14 protein-coding genes are annotated in these 17326 nt (G+C 67.6%); 10 read left to right on the top strand and 4 right to left on the bottom strand.

Annotated features, from left to right (window positions below; genetic code table 11):
- From OS124_RS0119365 to OS124_RS0119350, 4 genes are all read right to left on the bottom strand, one after another.
- On the bottom strand, positions 1 to 490 hold a 490-nt coding region (locus OS124_RS0119365), incomplete at its 3' end, for a M20/M25/M40 family metallo-hydrolase (RefSeq protein ID WP_010141574.1).
- Positions 491 to 627: 137 nt separating this feature from the next.
- On the bottom strand, positions 628 to 1689 hold the full coding sequence (locus tag OS124_RS0119360; RefSeq protein ID WP_010141573.1) for a bifunctional transcriptional activator/DNA repair enzyme AdaA: 1062 nt from the start codon (positions 1687 to 1689) through the stop codon (positions 628 to 630).
- A 68-nt stretch (positions 1690 to 1757) separates the two neighbouring features.
- Positions 1758 to 2735, bottom strand: a complete 978-nt coding sequence (locus OS124_RS0119355; protein ID WP_010141572.1) for a pirin family protein — start codon at positions 2733 to 2735, stop codon at positions 1758 to 1760.
- A gap of 98 nt (positions 2736 to 2833) precedes the next feature.
- Positions 2834 to 3790 (bottom strand): class I SAM-dependent methyltransferase, encoded by a 957-nt coding sequence (locus OS124_RS0119350; protein ID WP_029375584.1) that lies wholly within the window; start codon positions 3788 to 3790, stop codon positions 2834 to 2836.
- 252 nt (positions 3791 to 4042) lie between these two features.
- Between OS124_RS0119350 and OS124_RS0119345 the strand changes: the two genes are divergently transcribed.
- From OS124_RS0119345 to OS124_RS0119300, 10 genes are all read left to right on the top strand, one after another.
- The gene (locus OS124_RS0119345; RefSeq protein ID WP_010141569.1) at positions 4043 to 4627 is read left to right on the top strand and encodes an ANTAR domain-containing response regulator; all 585 of its coding nucleotides are present in this window, start codon (positions 4043 to 4045) and stop codon (positions 4625 to 4627) included.
- Complete coding sequence (locus OS124_RS0119340) at positions 4624 to 5808, top strand: CmpA/NrtA family ABC transporter substrate-binding protein (protein ID WP_010141568.1); 1185 nt, start codon at positions 4624 to 4626, stop codon at positions 5806 to 5808. The genes OS124_RS0119345 and OS124_RS0119340 overlap by 4 nt, the downstream gene beginning before the upstream one ends.
- 276 nt (positions 5809 to 6084) lie before the next feature.
- Entirely contained in the window at positions 6085 to 7452 is a 1368-nt protein-coding gene (locus OS124_RS0119335) for a CmpA/NrtA family ABC transporter substrate-binding protein (RefSeq protein ID WP_010141567.1), read from the top strand.
- Between the two features lie 244 nt (positions 7453 to 7696).
- On the top strand, positions 7697 to 8779 hold the full coding sequence (locus OS124_RS0119330; RefSeq protein WP_010141566.1) for an ABC transporter permease: 1083 nt from the start codon (positions 7697 to 7699) through the stop codon (positions 8777 to 8779).
- Between the two features lie 5 nt (positions 8780 to 8784).
- Positions 8785 to 10476, top strand: a complete 1692-nt coding sequence (locus OS124_RS0119325; protein WP_010141565.1) for an ABC transporter ATP-binding protein — start codon at positions 8785 to 8787, stop codon at positions 10474 to 10476.
- Between the two features lie 6 nt (positions 10477 to 10482).
- Positions 10483 to 10923, top strand: a complete 441-nt coding sequence (locus OS124_RS0119320; protein WP_010141564.1) for a globin family protein — start codon at positions 10483 to 10485, stop codon at positions 10921 to 10923.
- Positions 10924 to 10945: 22 nt separating this feature from the next.
- Entirely contained in the window at positions 10946 to 13384 is a 2439-nt protein-coding gene (gene nirB / locus OS124_RS0119315; protein WP_010141563.1) for a nitrite reductase large subunit NirB, read from the top strand.
- A complete protein-coding gene (gene nirD, locus OS124_RS0119310) occupies positions 13381 to 13713 on the top strand; it encodes a nitrite reductase small subunit NirD (RefSeq protein WP_010141561.1) in 333 nt (110 codons plus the stop codon). The genes nirB and nirD overlap by 4 nt, the downstream gene beginning before the upstream one ends.
- A complete protein-coding gene (locus OS124_RS0119305; protein ID WP_010141560.1) occupies positions 13713 to 16346 on the top strand; it encodes a nitrate reductase in 2634 nt (877 codons plus the stop codon). Before nirD ends, OS124_RS0119305 begins: the two co-directional genes overlap by 1 nt.
- Positions 16343 to 17314 (top strand): glycosyl transferase family protein, encoded by a 972-nt coding sequence (locus OS124_RS0119300; RefSeq protein WP_010141559.1) that lies wholly within the window; start codon positions 16343 to 16345, stop codon positions 17312 to 17314. The genes OS124_RS0119305 and OS124_RS0119300 overlap by 4 nt, the downstream gene beginning before the upstream one ends.
- Positions 17315 to 17326: the final 12 nt, after the last annotated feature.

Here is a 17326-nt window from a genome sequence, read left to right as displayed (position 1 = left end):
AGTCGGCCGCCAGAGAGGCAAACCGAGGGTCCCCGATCACCCGTGCGGCCCCGGCGCCGTCTTCTTCGGCGGGCTGGAACAGCAGGACGAGGCGGCCCCGCACGGGCCGGTTGCGGCCCAGCCAGCGCGCGGTGGCGGCAAGGATTGCCATATGGCCGTCATGGCCGCAGAGATGCGCCACCCCCGGCACCAGGGAGCGGTGCGGCAGGTCCGGGTTCTCTTCGGTGATCGGCAGGGCGTCCAGCTCGCAACGAAACAGCACCGAGGGGCCGGCACCCCGGCCCTCGTAGACCGCCGCCACGCCGTCGCCGCCCAGCCCGGTGACGATCCGGTCCGGGGCGGTGTCCTGCAACATGGCCCGGACCGTTTCGGCGGTGCCTGCCTCCTGCCCCGACAGCTCGGGGTGGCGGTGCAGGTCCTGCCGCCAGAGGGTCAGCTCCTCAAGGTCCTGGCTGCTCAGCTCTCTTGCGTTGTGCTCCCGGTGCGTCATCGTCCCGCCTTCCTGCAAGCCGCAGTCCGGCACCCGGCCCCCCTGCAGGGACCGGCCGTTCCGGCACCGGCTGTCGTTCAAATCGGGGCGAAACTATCAGGGAGGAAAATACTGTCAACAGTTGACGGAAGTGCGGATCACCCCGTGGCGCGGGCCGGGCGATAGGCGGCCTCGATCTCGAGCAGGCGCTGCTTGCGCCAGAGGCCGCCGCCATAGCCCGTCAGTGCGCCGTCGGCGCCGATCACCCGGTGGCAGGGGATCACCAGCGCGATCTGGTTGGCGCCATTGGCCCGGGCCACGGCGCGATGCGATCCGGGCCGGCCGAGGGCGCGGGCGAGGTCTCCGTAAGAGCGGGTTTCGCCGGCCGGGATCTCGCGCAGGGCCTCCCAGACCTCGCGAGTGAAGGGCGAGCCGTGCAACGCCAGCGGGGTCTCGAAGCGGGCCGAGCGTCCGGCAAAGAACGCGGCCAGCTCGGCGCGGATCTGCTCGGTCGGCGGATGCACCCCGATGCCGAGGGATCCCCTGGCGTGTTCGGAGAGCTTGCGCACCTCGCCCGCCAGCGCGCGGCGTTCTGTGAATTCCAGCAGGTGCAGGTGATGGGCGGAAGAGATGGCGATCATGTCGCCAAGCGGCGTGGCGATCCAGTCGGCCAGCAGCAGCGCATCGCCGCGCAGGGTGCCGGGCGCCGCGCCCAGAAGCCGGGCAAAGGCCGCCCGGAAGGCCGAGCCCGAGGAAAACCCGGCATCAAGCTGGGCCTCGATCACCTTGCCGCCCTGTCCGAGGGTCAGGAAACCGTCGCGCAGCCTGCGCTGGCGGGCCATCTCGAGGAAGGTCATGCCGAACTGTCGCTTGAAGGCGCGCCGCACGGTCGAGGGGTCGAGGCCGAGGCGCGCCACGCAGCCTTCCGTCCAGCGATGCTCGGGCCGCTCTTCCAGCGCCGCCAGCAGGGTCGCGACGGCGGGGTCTTCGGCCTGACCCAGCGGGTGACACCGCTTGCAGGGGCGGAACCCTTCCGCGAGGCATTCGCCAGGGCTGGCGCGGAACAGGCAGTTCTGGCGCAGGGGTTTGCGGGCCGGGCAGGTGAGGCGGCAGAAGATGCCCGTCGAGGTCACGCAGACCAGGGCGCGGCCATCATAGCTGGCGTCGCGCGCCAGCAGCGCGTCATAGAGCAGGTCATCCGGGGGCAGGTCGAACATCATGGCCGCAGGCTAGCCGATCCGGCCCCGGGCTGGCGCCGGAAATCGGGCGGCTATTGCGGAAACCCGCCTCAACCGCCGCGCGGGCCGGCCTGCATCGGGGTCATCCGCCCGGGCCGATCCTCGGGCGCCTCGATGAACTCTGCCGTATCGCCGGCGGGCAGGTCGAACAGCCCGCGGCCCCAGTCGCCGCGCCGCCAGTCCAGCTTGGCGGCCTCGATCTTCTCGGGCGAGGACGAGACGAAGTTCCACCAGATGTAGCGCGGTTCGGGCAGGGTGGCGCCGCCGAGGGCGAGGAACCGCGCGCCCTTCTGCCCGGCGCGGACCGAGATCCGGTCGCCGGGGCGAAAGACCATCATCCGCCCGGCCTCGAAGCTTTGCCCGGCCACCTCGAGGCTGCCGTGGGTGACATGCAGCCCGCGATCCTCGTGATCGTCGGGCAGGGGGAAGGCGGCGCCGGGCGCCAGCGTCACGTCCAGGTAGAAGGTTTCCGAGAACAGCGTCGCCGGAGCGGTTTCGTCGAAGGCAGTGCCCAGGATCAGCCGCGCCGAGATGCCATGCGCCTCGAGCATCGGCAGGCTGGCCTTGGGGTGGTGCTCGAACTCCGGGGCGCGGTCCTCGTCCCGGCTGGGCAAGGCCATCCAGGTCTGGATACCGTAGAGCGGCCCGCCCGCCTCGGCCGAGGGCGAGCGTTCGGAGTGGCTGACGCCGCGCCCTGCCACCATCCAGTTGACGTCGCCGGGCCGGATCAGCTGGTCCGAGCCGACCGAGTCGCGGTGATGGAACACCCCGTCATAGAGGTAGGTAACGGTGCCCAGCCCGATATGGGGATGCGGGCGCACGTCGATCCTTTCGCCGGTCAGCAGCTCTGCCGGGCCCATCTGGTCGAAGAAGATGAAGGGGCCGACCATCTGCCGCTTCGGCGCGGGCAGGGCGCGGCGCACCTCGAAGCCGCCGATGTCGCGGGCGCGCGGCACCAGCACGGTTTCCAGCGCCGAGGCGGCGACAAGGTCGGGGTCGGTCAGCAGGTGATCGGGGTTCCAGCTCATCTTTCGGGTCCTCCTGTTGCAAGGAAGATAACCCGAAATGGCTGCGCGGGAACTGCCCGGGGGCGCACAGTGATCCTGCGCGCCCGCAGGCCGGTGGATCAGGTCAGTGAGATCAGGCCGCTGGGGTCACGCCAGCGCCTGCACCGAGTCTGCCCGCCGCTTCCAGAAGAAATCGGTCTTGGGATCCCCCTCGCCGTAGCGGGCCAGCGCCGCCTCGACCGTGGCGCGCCCCGCCGCGCGGTTGCCGGCGCGAATCTGCAGCCGGGCGCGGACCAGCTCGACATAGCGGGTTCGGCATCGTTCTGGCGCAGCAGCGACATCAGCCGGTTGACCCGGTTCATCGCTTCTTCGTCCGGCAGGTCCTCGAAGCGCCCGGCCTCGCGCAGCGCCTCTGGCGGGATCGGACGGACAAGGCGCAGCAGGATGGAATCATCGGCGCGCGGCTCGATCAGCTCGAAGTGGCTGGACAGGAAGCCCAGCGAGGTATGGATCCAGGGGTTGTCCGGATTGTGGAAATCCTGGTTCACCAGCAGCCCCGTCTCGACCCTGAGGGCGGGCAGGAAGCGTTGCAGGGTGATGCGGTTCAGGTCCGGCGTCTTGGCGATGTCGACGAACAGCATGTCGATCTCTCCGCCACTCCAGCTGGCCTGCATCAGGTCGCCGCGATGCACCTCGATCGCCTCTGAGACCTCGGCGGTCTGGGCATCGAAGAGATACTGGAAATTCTGCCCCGCTTCGAAATCGGGATCGACGCGGGTGCGGATGAACTCGGCCATGTTGCCGTATTTCGCCTCGAAGATATCGAAGCAATGCAGTTTCGTCTGGCCGTTCCACAGCGGGTTGTCCTTCAGCCCCGCGCCGGTCAGCGAGGCCGACCCGCCAAGGAACGAGCCCAGCTCGACCAGCGGACGCGCGCCCGAGGCCCAGTCTCGGGCCAGGTAGTACAGCATGGCCCCCTCGCGGGCGCCCAGCTGGGCATGTCCCAGCTTCTTCATCGGCCAGGCGACGCGCTGATCCTCGCGCCAGGTCATCGGGGGGTGATCCAGTATCTGCATGGGGAACCCTTTCACGCGCTACCCGCCCCAACAGGGCGTGGCAAAAGCCTAGGCCAAAGGCCCCCGCCCACAACGTCCCCAAATCGTCGCATCAAATTTAATCAACCATTAAGTGTTGGCCCCGGGGCGCCTTGCTGCACGGGCTCGCGCGCCACCTTTTTCAGCAGGGCGCGGCGGGGGCCGGGGGGCTCTTGCCGCGCTGCCGCATCGTTTCTGTTTACAAGCGCCCTGCTCTGCCGCCATGTCGGGAGCATGTCGGACAAGCTTTCCATCATCGTCGTCGAGCCGGACCGTGACCGCGCCATGCTGATCGTCGACAGCCTGGCCGAGGCGGGGGATTACGACATCCACGTCATCGCCGAGGTCACCGGGCTGGCCCGGCGGGTGAAGGCGCATAACCCCGACATGGTACTGGTGGATATCGCCAACCCCTCGCGCGACATGCTGGAAGAGCTGACACTGGCCTCGGGCCCGCTGGAGCGCCCCGTCGCCATGTTCGTGGACCAGAGCGACGACGGGCTGACCCGCGCCGCGATCGAGGCCGGGGTCTCGGCCTACGTGGTGGCCGGGCTGCAGCCGGACCGGGTGAAGCCGGTGATGGATGCCGCCGTGGCGCGCTTCAACATGTTCCAGCGGATGCGCAACGAACTGGCCGCCACCAAGCGCGCGCTGGAAGAGCGCAAGGTGATCGACCGCGCCAAGGGTCTCTTGATGAAGGCGCGCGGCATGGGCGAGGACGAGGCCTATGCCCTGCTGCGCAAGACCGCCATGGACCAGAACCGCCGGGTTGCCGATGTGGCGCAGGCGCTGGTCACCGCTGCGGGGCTTCTGGGATGAAGGCGGTCAGCCTGAATGTCGGGTTTATCCCGCTGGTCGATGCCGCGCCGCTGATCGCCGCGCAGGAAATGGGCTTTGCCGCCGAAGAGGGCATCGCGCTGGAGCTGGTCAAGGCGCCCTCGTGGTCGTCCCTGCGCGACATGCTGGTCTTTGGCCGGGTCGAGGCGGCGCATATGCTCTCGCCGGTGCCGGTTGCCTCTGCGCTTGGGCTGGGGGGCACCGGTGCGGCGCTCTCGGCGGTCTCGGTTCTGTCGGTCAACGGCACGGTGATCGGCGTCTCGAACGCGCTCGCCGCACGGCTGCGCGAGGTGGGCCATGACTTTGCCTTCCACGATGCCCGCGCCGCCGGAGAGGCGCTGATCCGTGCCAAGCCCGCCGATGCCCCGCTGCGCATCGGGGTGCCCTTCCCCTTCTCGATGCACGCCGAACTGCTTTACTACTGGCTGTCGGCCCTCGGCCTGCCCGCACCGCAGAGCGTGTCGATCCGCACCGTGCCGCCTCCTCTGATGGCCGATGCCATGGCCGCCGGAGAGATCGACGCCTTCTGCGTCGGTGAACCCTGGGGCAGCATCACCGTGGAAAACGGCGCCGGAGAACTGCTGTTGCCCGGCAAGGCGATCTGGAATTTTGCCCCCGAGAAGGTGCTGGCCGCCCGTACCGACTGGGCGGAAAGCGAAGAGGCGCTGCTGGGCCGCCTGATCCGCGCCTGCTGGCGCGCCGGGCGCTGGCTGGCCGAGCCCGACTCGCGCGGCCTGGCCGCCGAGCTGCTGTCGCGGCCCGAATACCTGAACCTGCCCGTCGAGGTGCTGGAACGCTCGCTGTCCGGGCGCATGGTGATCAACGGGCGCGGCGACACGCGCGAGACCCTCGGTTTCGTCGGCTTCCACAAGGGCTGTGCGACCTTCCCCTGGCGCAGCCAGGCGGAATGGATCGCACATCAGCTGGCGGCCCGCACCGGGCTGGACCGCGACGCCGCCCTGCGCGCCGGCGGCGGCGCCTTCCGCAGCGACCTGCACCGCGCCGCCCTTGTCGGCTCGGAGGCCGATCTGCCCGGCGCTTCGGCCAAGATCGAGGGCGCCGTCACCGCCGAAACCTCCATCGCCTCGGCCCATGGGCAGCTGTCGCTGCTGCCCGATTCCTTCTTCGATGGCCGCGTTTTTGAGCCGTCGCGCGGCAAATAGGCGAAAACCTGGCGCATTTTTCGGCAGCTTCTGTCTGGCACGCCAAAAACACCGCGAATTGTCACCGAACCTTTGCGCGAACGCCGCCGATCCCGCACCTTCGGGATCACAGGCAGGCAATGGCGCCCACCTGACGACTTTCTCCCACTGATTGGGTTCGACTGAGCAAAGCCGCTCGACATCCGGATGCCTCCATCCGGTCTGTCAGAGTGGCTTTTCGTGTTCGCCCGGGAGATTGAAACCAACCCCGGGCCAGAAACAAAGACGGGGTATGAAATGAAGCGACTTCTTCTCTCTCTGGCCGCCACGACCGCCATGGTCGCGCCCGCCAGTGCCGAAATGCTCGACCTGGAAAAGGACGTGCTGACCTTCGGCTTCATCAAGCTGACCGACATGGCGCCGCTGGCCGTCGCCTATGAGCAGGGCTTCTTCGACGATGAGGGCCTCTTCGTCACGCTGGAAGCCCAGGCCAACTGGAAGGTGCTGCTGGATGGCGTGATCTCGGGCACCCTGGATGGCGCCCACATGCTGGCCGGCCAGCCGCTGGCCGCGACCATCGGCTACGGCACCGAGGCGCATATCATCACCCCCTTCTCGATGGACCTGAACGGCAACGGCATCACCGTTTCCAATGAAGTCTGGGAGATGATGAAGCCCGGCCTGGAAACCGACGCGGACGGCAAGATCGCGCATCCGATTTCCGCCTCCCACCTGAAGCCGGTGATCGAGAGCTTCAACGCCCAGGGCAAGCCCTTCAACATGGGCATGGTCTTCCCCGTCTCGACCCACAACTACGAGCTGCGCTACTGGCTGGCCGCCGGTGGCATCGAGCCCGGCTATTACTCGCCCGAGAACGTCACCGGCCAGATCGGCGCCGAGGCCTTCCTGTCGGTCACCCCGCCGCCGCAGATGCCCGCCACGCTGGAAGCCGGCACCATCTCGGGCTACTGCGTGGGTGAGCCGTGGAACCAGCAGGCGGTTTTCAAGGGCATCGGCGTGCCGGTGATCACCGATTACGAGCTGTGGAAGAACAACCCGGAAAAGGTCTTCGGCATCTCCGCCGCCTTCGCCGAAGAGAACCCCAATACCACGCTGGCCGTGACCAAGGCGCTGATCCGCGCCGCACAGTGGCTGGACGAGAACGACAACGCCAACCGCCCCGAGGCCGTGGAAATCCTGTCGCGTCCCGAATACGTCGGCGCGGATTACGAGGTCATCGCCAACTCGATGACCGGCACCTTCGAATACGAGAAGGGCGACACCCGCGAGGTCCCCGACTTCAACGTCTTCTTCCGCTACAACGCCACCTATCCCTTCTACTCGGACGCGGTCTGGTACCTGACCCAGATGCGTCGCTGGGGCCAGATCCCCGAGGCCAAGCCGGACAGCTGGTACGACGAGGTCGCCAAGTCGGTCTACAAGCCCGAGATCTACCTGGAGGCCGCCCGCCTGCTGGTGGAAGAGGGCCTGGCCAATGAAGCCGACTTCCCCTGGGACAGCGATGGCTACAAGGCGCCGACCCCTGCCTCTGACGTGATCGACGGCATCGGCTACGACGGCAAAGCCCCGAACGCCTACCTGGAAAGCCTGCCGATCGGCCTGAAGGGCGAGCAGGTTGTCGTCGGCAATGAGGTTCAGGGGTGATTGACCGTACCTGTCCCCCGAGACTTCGGGGGACAGGCGAAAGGTCCGGGGGACCTTTCGGGCCAATCACGGGCGGAGCCCCGGGAAAGCTTGAAACAGGCAACCCCCGGCTTCGCGCGAATCCTTGAATACGAAATGAAATGAAAGGGTTGGCGGTCGGGCGATGCCCCGCAGGGGTGCGTGCCCTGCCAACCGGACACCAGACCGACCTCGCGGGCCCTCCCGCAGATCAAGGAGAAGACGCATGACCACTGTCGATCCCGATTTTGCGCGCAAAGAGGCCCGCGAGGCCCGTCGCGCCAAGCTTTTCACCCGCATCAATGCCATCGACAAATGGCTTCAGGTGTTGGGCCTCGCCTGGATCACCCCGATCCTGAAGGCCGCCGCCGGCGACAACCCCAAGGCCCAGGCCCGCGACATCTGGCGTCTGCTGGGTGTGCCGCTGCTGGCCATCGCGGTCTTCCTGACCCTCTGGGGCACCCTGGCGCCCCGCGTGCAGACCTCTCTCGGGGCCGTGCCCGGACCGGCGCAGGTCTGGACCGAAGCCGTGCAGCTGCACGAAAGCGCCATCCAGACCGCCGCCGACCGCCGCGCGTTCCAGGAGCGCGTCGATGCGCGCAACGAGAGGTTCATCGCCAACGGCCAGCCGGAAAAGGTGAAGGAGATCCCCTATACCGGCGCGCCCAGCTACTACGCGCAGATCTGGACCTCGATCAAGACGGTGTTCTTCGGCTTCCTGATCGCCTCGGCCGTCGCCATTCCGCTGGGCATCGCCGCCGGTCTGTCGGTCACCGCCAATGCGGCGCTGAACCCGATCATCCAGATCTTCAAGCCGGTCAGCCCGCTGGCCTGGCTGCCCATCGTCACCATGGTCGTCTCGGCGGTCTACACCACCAATGACGGGCTGTTTGCGAAAAGCTTCCTGGTCTCGGCCATCACCGTCACGCTGTGCTCTCTCTGGCCGACGCTGATCAACACCGCGCTTGGCGTGGCCTCGATCGACAAGGACCTGATCAGCGTGTCGAAGGTGCTGAAGATGGGCACCTGGTCGAAGATCACCAAGCTGGTGCTGCCCTCGGCGCTGCCGCTGATCTTCACCGGCCTGCGCCTGTCGCTCGGTGTCGGCTGGATGGTCCTGATCGCGGCCGAGATGCTGGCCCAGAACCCCGGCCTTGGGAAGTTCGTCTGGGACGAGTTCCAGAACGGCTCTTCCAGCTCGCTCGCCAGGATCATGGTCGCGGTGCTGACCATCGGCGTGATCGGCTTCCTGCTGGATCGCGTGATGTTCGCCCTGCAGTCCCTCTTCACCTTCTCGAACAACCGGTGAGCGTCATGAGCATCCTGGATCTCAAGAACGTCTCGAAAAGCTTCGGCGAGGGCACCCATGCCACCCACGTGCTGAAGGACATCGACCTCAGCGTCGCGGAAGGCGAATTCCTGGTCCTGCTGGGCTTCTCGGGCAGCGGCAAGACCACCCTGATCAACCTGCTTGCCGGGCTGGAAGCGCCCACGAAGGGCGAGGTCCTGTTCAAGGGCAAGCCCGTCACGGGCCCCGGCCCCGAGCGCGGCGTGATCTTCCAGAACTACTCGCTGATGCCCTGGCTGACGGTGCACGGCAACGTCATGCTGGCGGTGGACACGATCTTCCCCGGCCTGTCGAAGGCCGAGAAGACGGCCAAGGCCGACAAGTACATCCAGATGGTCGGCCTGTCCCACGCCACGACCCGCCGCCCGGCGGAGCTGTCTGGCGGCATGCGCCAGCGGGTCAACGTGGCCCGCGCCCTGGCGATGAACCCCGAAGTCCTGCTGCTGGACGAGCCGCTTTCCGCGCTGGACGCCCTGACCCGCGCCAACCTCGGCGACGAGATCGAGGCGATCTGGAACGAGGAAAAGCAGACCTGCGTGCTGATCACCAATGACGTGGACGAAGCCATCCTGCTGGCCGACCGCATCATCGCCCTGAACCCCGACGGGACCCTGGGCGAGGAATTCACCGTGGACATGGCGCGGCCGCGCGACCGCTCGGCGATGAACAGCGACGAGACCTTCAAGGTCCTGCGCGCCCGCGTCACCACCTACCTGATGGATGTCGGTATCGAGGCCAAGGCCGAAGAGACCCGCACCCTTCCCAGCGTCGAGGCGATCCACAACCTGCCCAAGGCCGTCACCGAGGCGCAGAAGGGCATGATCGACGACCGCTTCCTGAGCTTCGACAACCTGCACAAGGTCTATCCGACGCCGAAAGGCCCGCTGACCGTGGTCGAGGACTTCAACCTGAAGCTGGACCGGGGCGAGTTCGTCTCTCTCATCGGCCACTCGGGTTGCGGCAAGTCCACCGTGCTGACCATGACCGCCGGTCTCAATGACATCTCGGAAGGGGTGATCAAGCTGGACGGCTACGAGGTGCGCGGTGCGGACCCCGAACGCGCGGTGGTCTTCCAGTCGCCCAACCTCTTCCCCTGGCTCTCGGCGCGCGAGAACTGCGCGATTGGCGTGGACAAGGTCTATCCCCGCGCCAGCCAGGCGGAAAAGCAGGACGTGGTGGAATATTACCTCGAACGTGTGGGCCTGGCCGATGCCATGGACCGCCCGGCGCATTCCATGTCCAACGGCATGAAGCAGCGCGTCGGCATTGCCCGCGCCTTCGCCCTTTCCCCCAAGCTGCTGCTGCTGGATGAGCCCTTCGGCATGCTCGACAGCCTCACCCGCTGGGAACTGCAGGAGGTGCTGATGGAGGTCTGGTCGCGCACCAAGGTCACCGCCGTCTGCGTCACCCATGACGTCGACGAGGCGATCCTGCTGGCCGACCGCGTGGTCATGATGACCAACGGCCCCCGCGCCACCATCGGCAAGATCACCAAGGTGGACCTGCCGCGCCCCCGGACCCGTAAGGCTCTGTTGGAACATCCCGACTACTACCACTACCGCCAGGAAGTGCTCGATTTCCTCGAGGAGTACGAGCACGGCGCGAAACCCAAGCCGAAGCCCGAAGGCAGGGCGACGGCGAAGATAGCTGCGGAGTAGTGACCCATGGAAACCAGTGAAATCACCCTTGTCCAGTCGAGTTTTGCCAAGGTCTGGCCGATCAAGGGCAAGGCGGCCGAAATCTTCTACGCCGACCTTTTCGACACCGCCCCCGAGGTGAAGCCGCTCTTTGCCGGGGCGGATATGCAGAAACAGGGCGGCAAGCTGATGCAGATGCTGAACGCCGTGGTGAAGGGGCTGAACGACATTCCCGCGCTGCTGCCGGTGGCCGCCGACCTGGCCGCGCGCCATGTCGAATACGGTGTCCAGCCCGCCCATTACGAGGCCGTCGGTGCCTCGCTGCTGCGTACCCTCGAAGCCGGTCTGGGCGAAGACTTCACCCCCGAGGTCAAGGCCGCCTGGGTCACTGCCTACACCACGCTGTCGGGCGCGATGATCGCCTCGGCCTACCCCGCTGAACCCCCTGCCGCGGCAGGGACAAGCTAACCCCGATCCCAAGGAGATCGAAATGACCAGAAAGCTGATCGTCATCGGGGCTGGCATGGCCTCGGGCCGGATGCTGGAGCATCTGCTGGACCAGGGCGAGGACTGGGATGTCACCCTGTTCAACGCCGAGCCGCGCGGCAACTATAACCGCCTCATGCTGTCCCCCGTCCTCTCGGGCGAGAAGACCTACGAGGAGATCGTCACCCATGACGATGCCTGGTACGAAGAGCACGGCGTCACCTGCCGCTTCGGCGAGAAGGTGGCCGAGATCGACCGCGCCAACCGCCGCGTGATGACCGAGACCGGCGATGTCCTGCCCTACGACAAGCTGGTCATCGCCACCGGCTCGAACCCCTTCATCATCCCCCTTCCGGGGCACGACCTGGACGGCGTCATCGCCTACCGGGATCTGGAAGACACCAACCGCATGATCGCCCTGGGAGAGCAACAGGCTGCGAAAGCGGTGGTGATCGGCGGCGGCCTCCTTGGACTGGAAGCTGCCGCCGGCCTTCATGCGCGCGGTGTCGACGTGACGGTCGTTCACCTGATGGGCCACCTGATGGAACGCCAGCTGGACGAGGCCGCGGGCTACCTGCTGCGCAAGGAACTGGTGGGCCGGGGCATCAAGGTGCTGTGCTCGACCAACTCCAAGCAGATCCTTGGCGCAAACGGCCATGTGACCGGGCTGGAGCTGGACAATGGCACCGTGCTGCCCTGCGACCTGCTGGTCATGGCCGTCGGCATCCGCCCCAACGTGGCGCTTGGCCAGCAGGCCGGGCTGGCCGTGGACAAGGGCATCCATGTCGACGACCAGATGGTCACCTCGGACGCGCATATCCTGTCGGTCGGCGAATGCGTCGAGCACAACGGCGCCATCTTCGGCCTCGTCGCGCCGCTTTACGAGCAGGCCAAGGTGGCCGCCGCGACGCTGTCGGGCAAGCCTGCCACCTTCGTGCAGAAAGAGGTCTCGACCAAGCTGAAGGTGACGGGCTGCGACCTGTTCAGCGCCGGTGACTTCGCCGAGGGCGAGGACCGCGAGGACATCGTCTTCCGTGATCCCGCACGCGGCGTCTACAAGCGACTGGTTCTGAAGGACAATCGCCTGATCGGCGCGGTGATGTACGGCGACACCGCCGATGGCAGCTGGTTCTTCGGCCTGATCAAGGAAGGTGAAAGCGTCGCCGAGATGCGCGACACCCTGATCTTCGGACCGGCTTTCCAGGGGGGGGCCGCAGGGGACCCTTTGGCAGCCGTTGCAGCCTTACCGGATGACGCGGAGATCTGCGGCTGCAACGGCGTATGCAAGGGACAGATCGTCCAGGCTATCAAGGACGGGGCAGGCAGCCTCGCCGATATCAAGGCTACGACCAAGGCCTCGGCCTCCTGCGGGACCTGCACGGGTCTGGTGGAACAGGTCATGGCCGCCACGCTGGGCGATGACTTCGTCCTGCCCGCCGCGCAATCGGTCTGCGGCTGCACCGACCTGACGCATGAGGACGTGCGCCGGTTGATCAAGGCGCAGGAACTGAAATCCCAGCCCGCCGTCTGGCAGGAGCTGGGCTGGACCACCCCGAACGGCTGCCATGTCTGCCGCCCGGCGGTGAACTACTACCTGCTGGCGGATTGGCCGCTGGAGTACCAGGACGACCTGCAGTCGCGCTTCGTGAACGAGCGCAACCACGCCAACATCCAGAAGGACGGGACCTTCTCGGTGATGCCGCGCATGTGGGGTGGCATCACCACCCCCGACGAGCTGCGCGCCATTGCGGACGCCGCCGACAAGTACAAGGTTCCCACGGTAAAGGTGACCGGCGGCCAACGTATCGACCTTCTGGGTGTGAAGAAGGAGGATCTGCCGGCGATCTGGTACGATCTGAACCAGGCGGGCATGGTCTCGGGTCATGCCTATTCCAAGGGTCTGCGCACGGTGAAGACATGCGTGGGCAAGGACCACTGCCGCTTCGGCACCCAGGACAGCACCGGGCTTGGCATCAAGCTGGAACAGAAGCTGTGGGGGTCGTGGACGCCGCACAAGGTGAAGCTGGGTGTCTCGGGCTGCCCGCGCAACTGCGCCGAGGCGACCTGCAAGGACGTGGGCATCGTCTGCGTCGACAGCGGCTTCCAGGTGGGCGTCGCCGGTGCCGCTGGCATGGACGTGAAGGAAACCGAGCGCCTCGTCGACGTGAAGACGGAAGAAGAGGCCATCGAATGGACCGCCGCCTTCGTCCAGCTTTACCGCGAACACGCCAAGTACCTGGACCGGCCCTACAAATGGGTCGCCAAGGTGGGGCTCGACTGGGTGAAGGAGCGTCTGTCGGATGACGCCGAGCGCGCCGCCCTGAACGAGCGCTTTGAAATCTCGCAATCCGTCTACCGCAAGGACCCCTGGGCCGATCACGCCGAACGTCGCGCCGATCAGTACCAGCCCCTTGCCGACATCACCCTGGAGGCCGCGGAATGAGCTGGATCGACATCGGACATATCGACGACGTGCCCCTGCGGGGCGCGCGGATGGTCAAGACACCCGTCGGCTGCATCGCCATCTTCCGCACCGCCGAGGCCGAGGTCTTTGCCGCTTCCAACAGCTGCCCGCACAAGGGCGGGCCGCTGTCGGATGGCATCGTGCATGGCCGCAAGGTCACCTGCCCGCTGCACAACTGGGTGTTCTCGCTTGAGACGGGCGAGGCACAGGGTGCTGACGAGGGCCGCATCGCCACCTATCCGATCCGCCTGGAAGAGGGCCGGCTGATGCTGGACGCCGTCGCCGTCGGCAAGAGGAGCGCCGCCTGATGAAGGATGTCTCCGCCTCCGAGATCCGCTCGACCTGCGCCTATTGCGGGGTCGGTTGCGGCGTGCTGCTTGGCCCGGACGGGCAGGGCGGTCTTTCGGTGCGCGGAGATACCGAGCATCCGGCGAACTTCGGTCGCCTGTGTTCCAAGGGCACAAACCTGGGCGAGACGCTGGGGATGGAGGACCGGCTGCTCTACCCGATGCTGCGGGGCGAGAGGGTCAGCTGGGACAGGGCGCTGGATCTGGCGGCGCAGAAGTTCCGGGCCGTGATCGACGGGCACGGCCCGGACGCGGTGGCCTTCTACGTCTCGGGTCAATTGCTGACCGAGGATTACTACGTCGCCAACAAGCTGATGAAGGGCTTCATCGGGTCGGCGAATGTCGACACGAATTCAAGGCTTTGCATGGCGTCGTCGGTGGCGGGCCACAAGCGCGCCTTCGGCACCGACACCGTGCCCGGCACCTACGAGGACCTGGAAGAGGCCGACCTGGTGGTGCTGACAGGCTCGAACCTGGCTTGGTGCCACCCGGTGCTTTACCAGCGCCTCGTCGCGGCGAAGAAGGCCCGCCCGCATCTGCGCGTCGTGGTCATCGACCCACGCCGCACCGCCACCTGCGATATTGCCGACCTGCACCTGCCCGTGGCCCCCGGCGGCGACGTGGCGCTGTTCAACGGGCTGCTGGCGGCCATCGACCGCGCGGGCGCGGCGGATGCCGGGTTCCTCTCTCATGTCGAGGGCTTCGAGGCCGCCGTGGCCGTGGCCCGCGCCTCTGACCTGACCGCGACGGGGATCGAAGCCGCCGATCTGCGCGCCTTCTACGATCTCTGGATCGGCACCGAGAAGGTGGTCACCGTCTATTCGCAGGGGGTCAACCAAAGCACTGCCGGGGCCGACAAGGTGAACGCGATCCTCAATTGCCACCTTGCCACGGGGCGGATCGGGCAGCCCGGCGCGGGGCCGTTCAGCGTCACCGGCCAGCCCAATGCCATGGGCGGGCGCGAGGTCGGCGGGCTGGCCAACATGCTGGCCTGCCACATGGATCTGGAAAACGCCGACCACCGCAGCGCCGTGCGTGGCTTCTGGGATGCCCCCACCATCGCCGACACGCCGGGGCTGAAGGCCGTGGACATGTTCCGCGCCGTGGGCGAGGGGCGCATCAAGGCGCTGTGGATCATGCACACCAACCCGGCAGTGACCCTGCCGGATGCCGACCGCGTGCGCGAGGCCATCGCGGGCTGTGATTTCGTGGTGGTGTCGGACATCACCGGCGCGACGGATACCGCGCGCCTCGCCGACCTGCTGCTGCCCGCCACCGGCTGGGCCGAGAAATCGGGCACCGTTACCAATTCCGACCGCACCATCAGCCGCCAGCGCAAGGTGCTGGAGGCGCCGGGCGAGGCCCGCCCCGACTGGCAGCACCTGACCGGCTTCGCCGCCCGCATGGGCTGGGGCGCGGCCTTCGACTATGCCGGCCCGGCCGAGATCTTCCGCGAATACGCCGCGCTTTCCGGCATCGCCGGGGGCTTCGGGCTGGATTTCGACATCTCCGGCCTCTCCGACATCTCGGATGCCGGGTACGAAACCCTGTCTCCCACCCGCTGGCCCGTCGCCGGCGCCCGGCAGGGCGGGCGCTTCTTCGGTGACGGGCGTTTCTTTACCCCCTCGGGCAAGGGACGCATGCTGCCGGTCACGCCGCGCGGCCCGGTGGCGCAGACGACGGCGGAACACCCCTTCCGCCTCAACACCGGGCGCATCCGCGACCAGTGGCACACGATGACCCGCTCGGGGCGCTCGGCGAAGCTGTCGGCCCACCTTGCGGAACCCTTCCTTGAGATCCATCCGTCCGACGCAGCCGCGCGCGGCATCTCTCCCTCCGATCTGGTCGAGGTCACATCGCCCCATGGCCGCGCCATCCTGCGCGCCCTCCTGACCGAGAAGATCCGCCCCGGCGACATCTTCGCCCCCATGCACTGGACCGGCGAAACCGCGCCCTCGGGCCGGATCGACGCGCTGGTGGCGCCGGTGGTGGACCCGGTGTCGGGGCAGCCCGAAAGCAAGGCGGCCGTGGCGCAGGTCGCCCGCTGGCAGGCCGGGTTCTACGGATTTGCCATCAGTGACAGGGGCTTCACCCCCCGCGCCGACTACTGGGCGCGGGCGAAGACGGCGCAGGGCTGGCGGGCGGAAATCGCCCATGCCTCTTGCCCCGACGACTGGGAGGTCTACGCTAGAGACCTGTTCCAGATCGACGGAGGCAACATGCAGATCGTCAGCGATCCCGCCCGCGGCACCTTCCGCGCCGCCTTTGTCGAAGAGGGCCGGCTGCGTGCCGCCTTCTTCGCCGCCCCCGAACCCGTTGCCGTGATGCGCGACTACCTTTCGGCCCTGCCGGGCACCGATGCGCCCATGGTGCTGTCGGGCCGCGCCGGTGCCGATCAGCCCGACCCCGGCCCGGTGCTGTGTTCCTGCTTCGGCATCGGGGTGAACACGATCCTGAACGCCATCGAGGACCAGAGGCTGGTCTCGGTCGAGGCCATCGGCGAGGCGCTCGGCGCGGGCACCAACTGCGGCTCCTGCCGGCCCGAGCTGGCCGACCTGCTGGCGCGGCTGGCCCCGCGCGAGGCGGCGGAATGAAACTGGCCCCCTATTCCCGTATCCTGGCCCGTGGGCAGGGGCGGTCGCGCTCCTTCACGCTGGACGAGGCCCGCGAGGCCATGCGCATCATCCTGGACGGTGAAGGCGACCCCGAAGCCATCGGCGCGATCCTGACCCTCCTGCGCATGAAGGGCGAGGTGGCCGAGGAAATCGCCGGTTTCGCCGAGGCCGCGCGCGAGACGCTGCCGCAGATCCCCCGGCCCGCGCTTGACTGGCCCAGCTATGCCGCCGGGCGCACGCGGGGGCTGCCGTTCTTCCTGCTCTCGGCCCGACTGGTCGCCTCTGCCGGGCACAAGGTCTTGATTCACGGGTGGAATTCCGAACACCACATGCAGGCGGCGGCCTCGGTCCGGGGCGCGCTGCCGCTGGTCGGCATCCCCATGGCGGGCTCGGTCTCAGAGGCCGGAGAGCTGCTGGAGGCGCAGGGCATCGCCTATCTGTCGCTGGAAGCCTTCCAGCCCGCGCTGCTGGATCTGCTGCGCCTGCGCGACAAGCTGGGGGTGCGCAGCTGCGTCAACACGGTGCTGCGGGTGCTGAACCCGGCGAAGGCCCCGGCCTCGGTCCAGGGGGTGTTCCACCCACCCTACCGGGAACTTCAGGCCGATGCGGGCAAGCTGCTGGGCCAGCAGGCGCTGACCGTGATCAAGGGCGGCGGCGGCGAGTTCGAGCGTAACCCGACCAAGGCCACGGCCCTCTTCGGCCTGCGCGACGGCGCCGCCTTCGACGGCAGCGCGCCCGAGATCCTGCCCGAGACGCAGAAGCTGAACCAGGGCTGGGAAAGCCAGACGCGGCTGGCGCAGCTCTGGTCCGGGGAATGGCAGGACACTCTCGCCGAGGCCGTGGTGCTGGGCACCGCCGCGCTTGCGCTCGACACGCTGGGGTTTGCCCAGCCCGAGGCCGAAGCCCGTCGCCTCTGGCAGGCCCGCGCGGTCACGGCGCCCGTCTGAGCGACAGCCGCC

The organism is Oceanicola sp. S124 (assembly GCF_000220565.1).
GTDB lineage: Bacteria > Pseudomonadota > Alphaproteobacteria > Rhodobacterales > Rhodobacteraceae > Pseudooceanicola.
The sequence above is the reverse complement of the archived record's forward strand: the minus strand, read 5'-3'. Positions and strand labels throughout refer to the sequence as shown.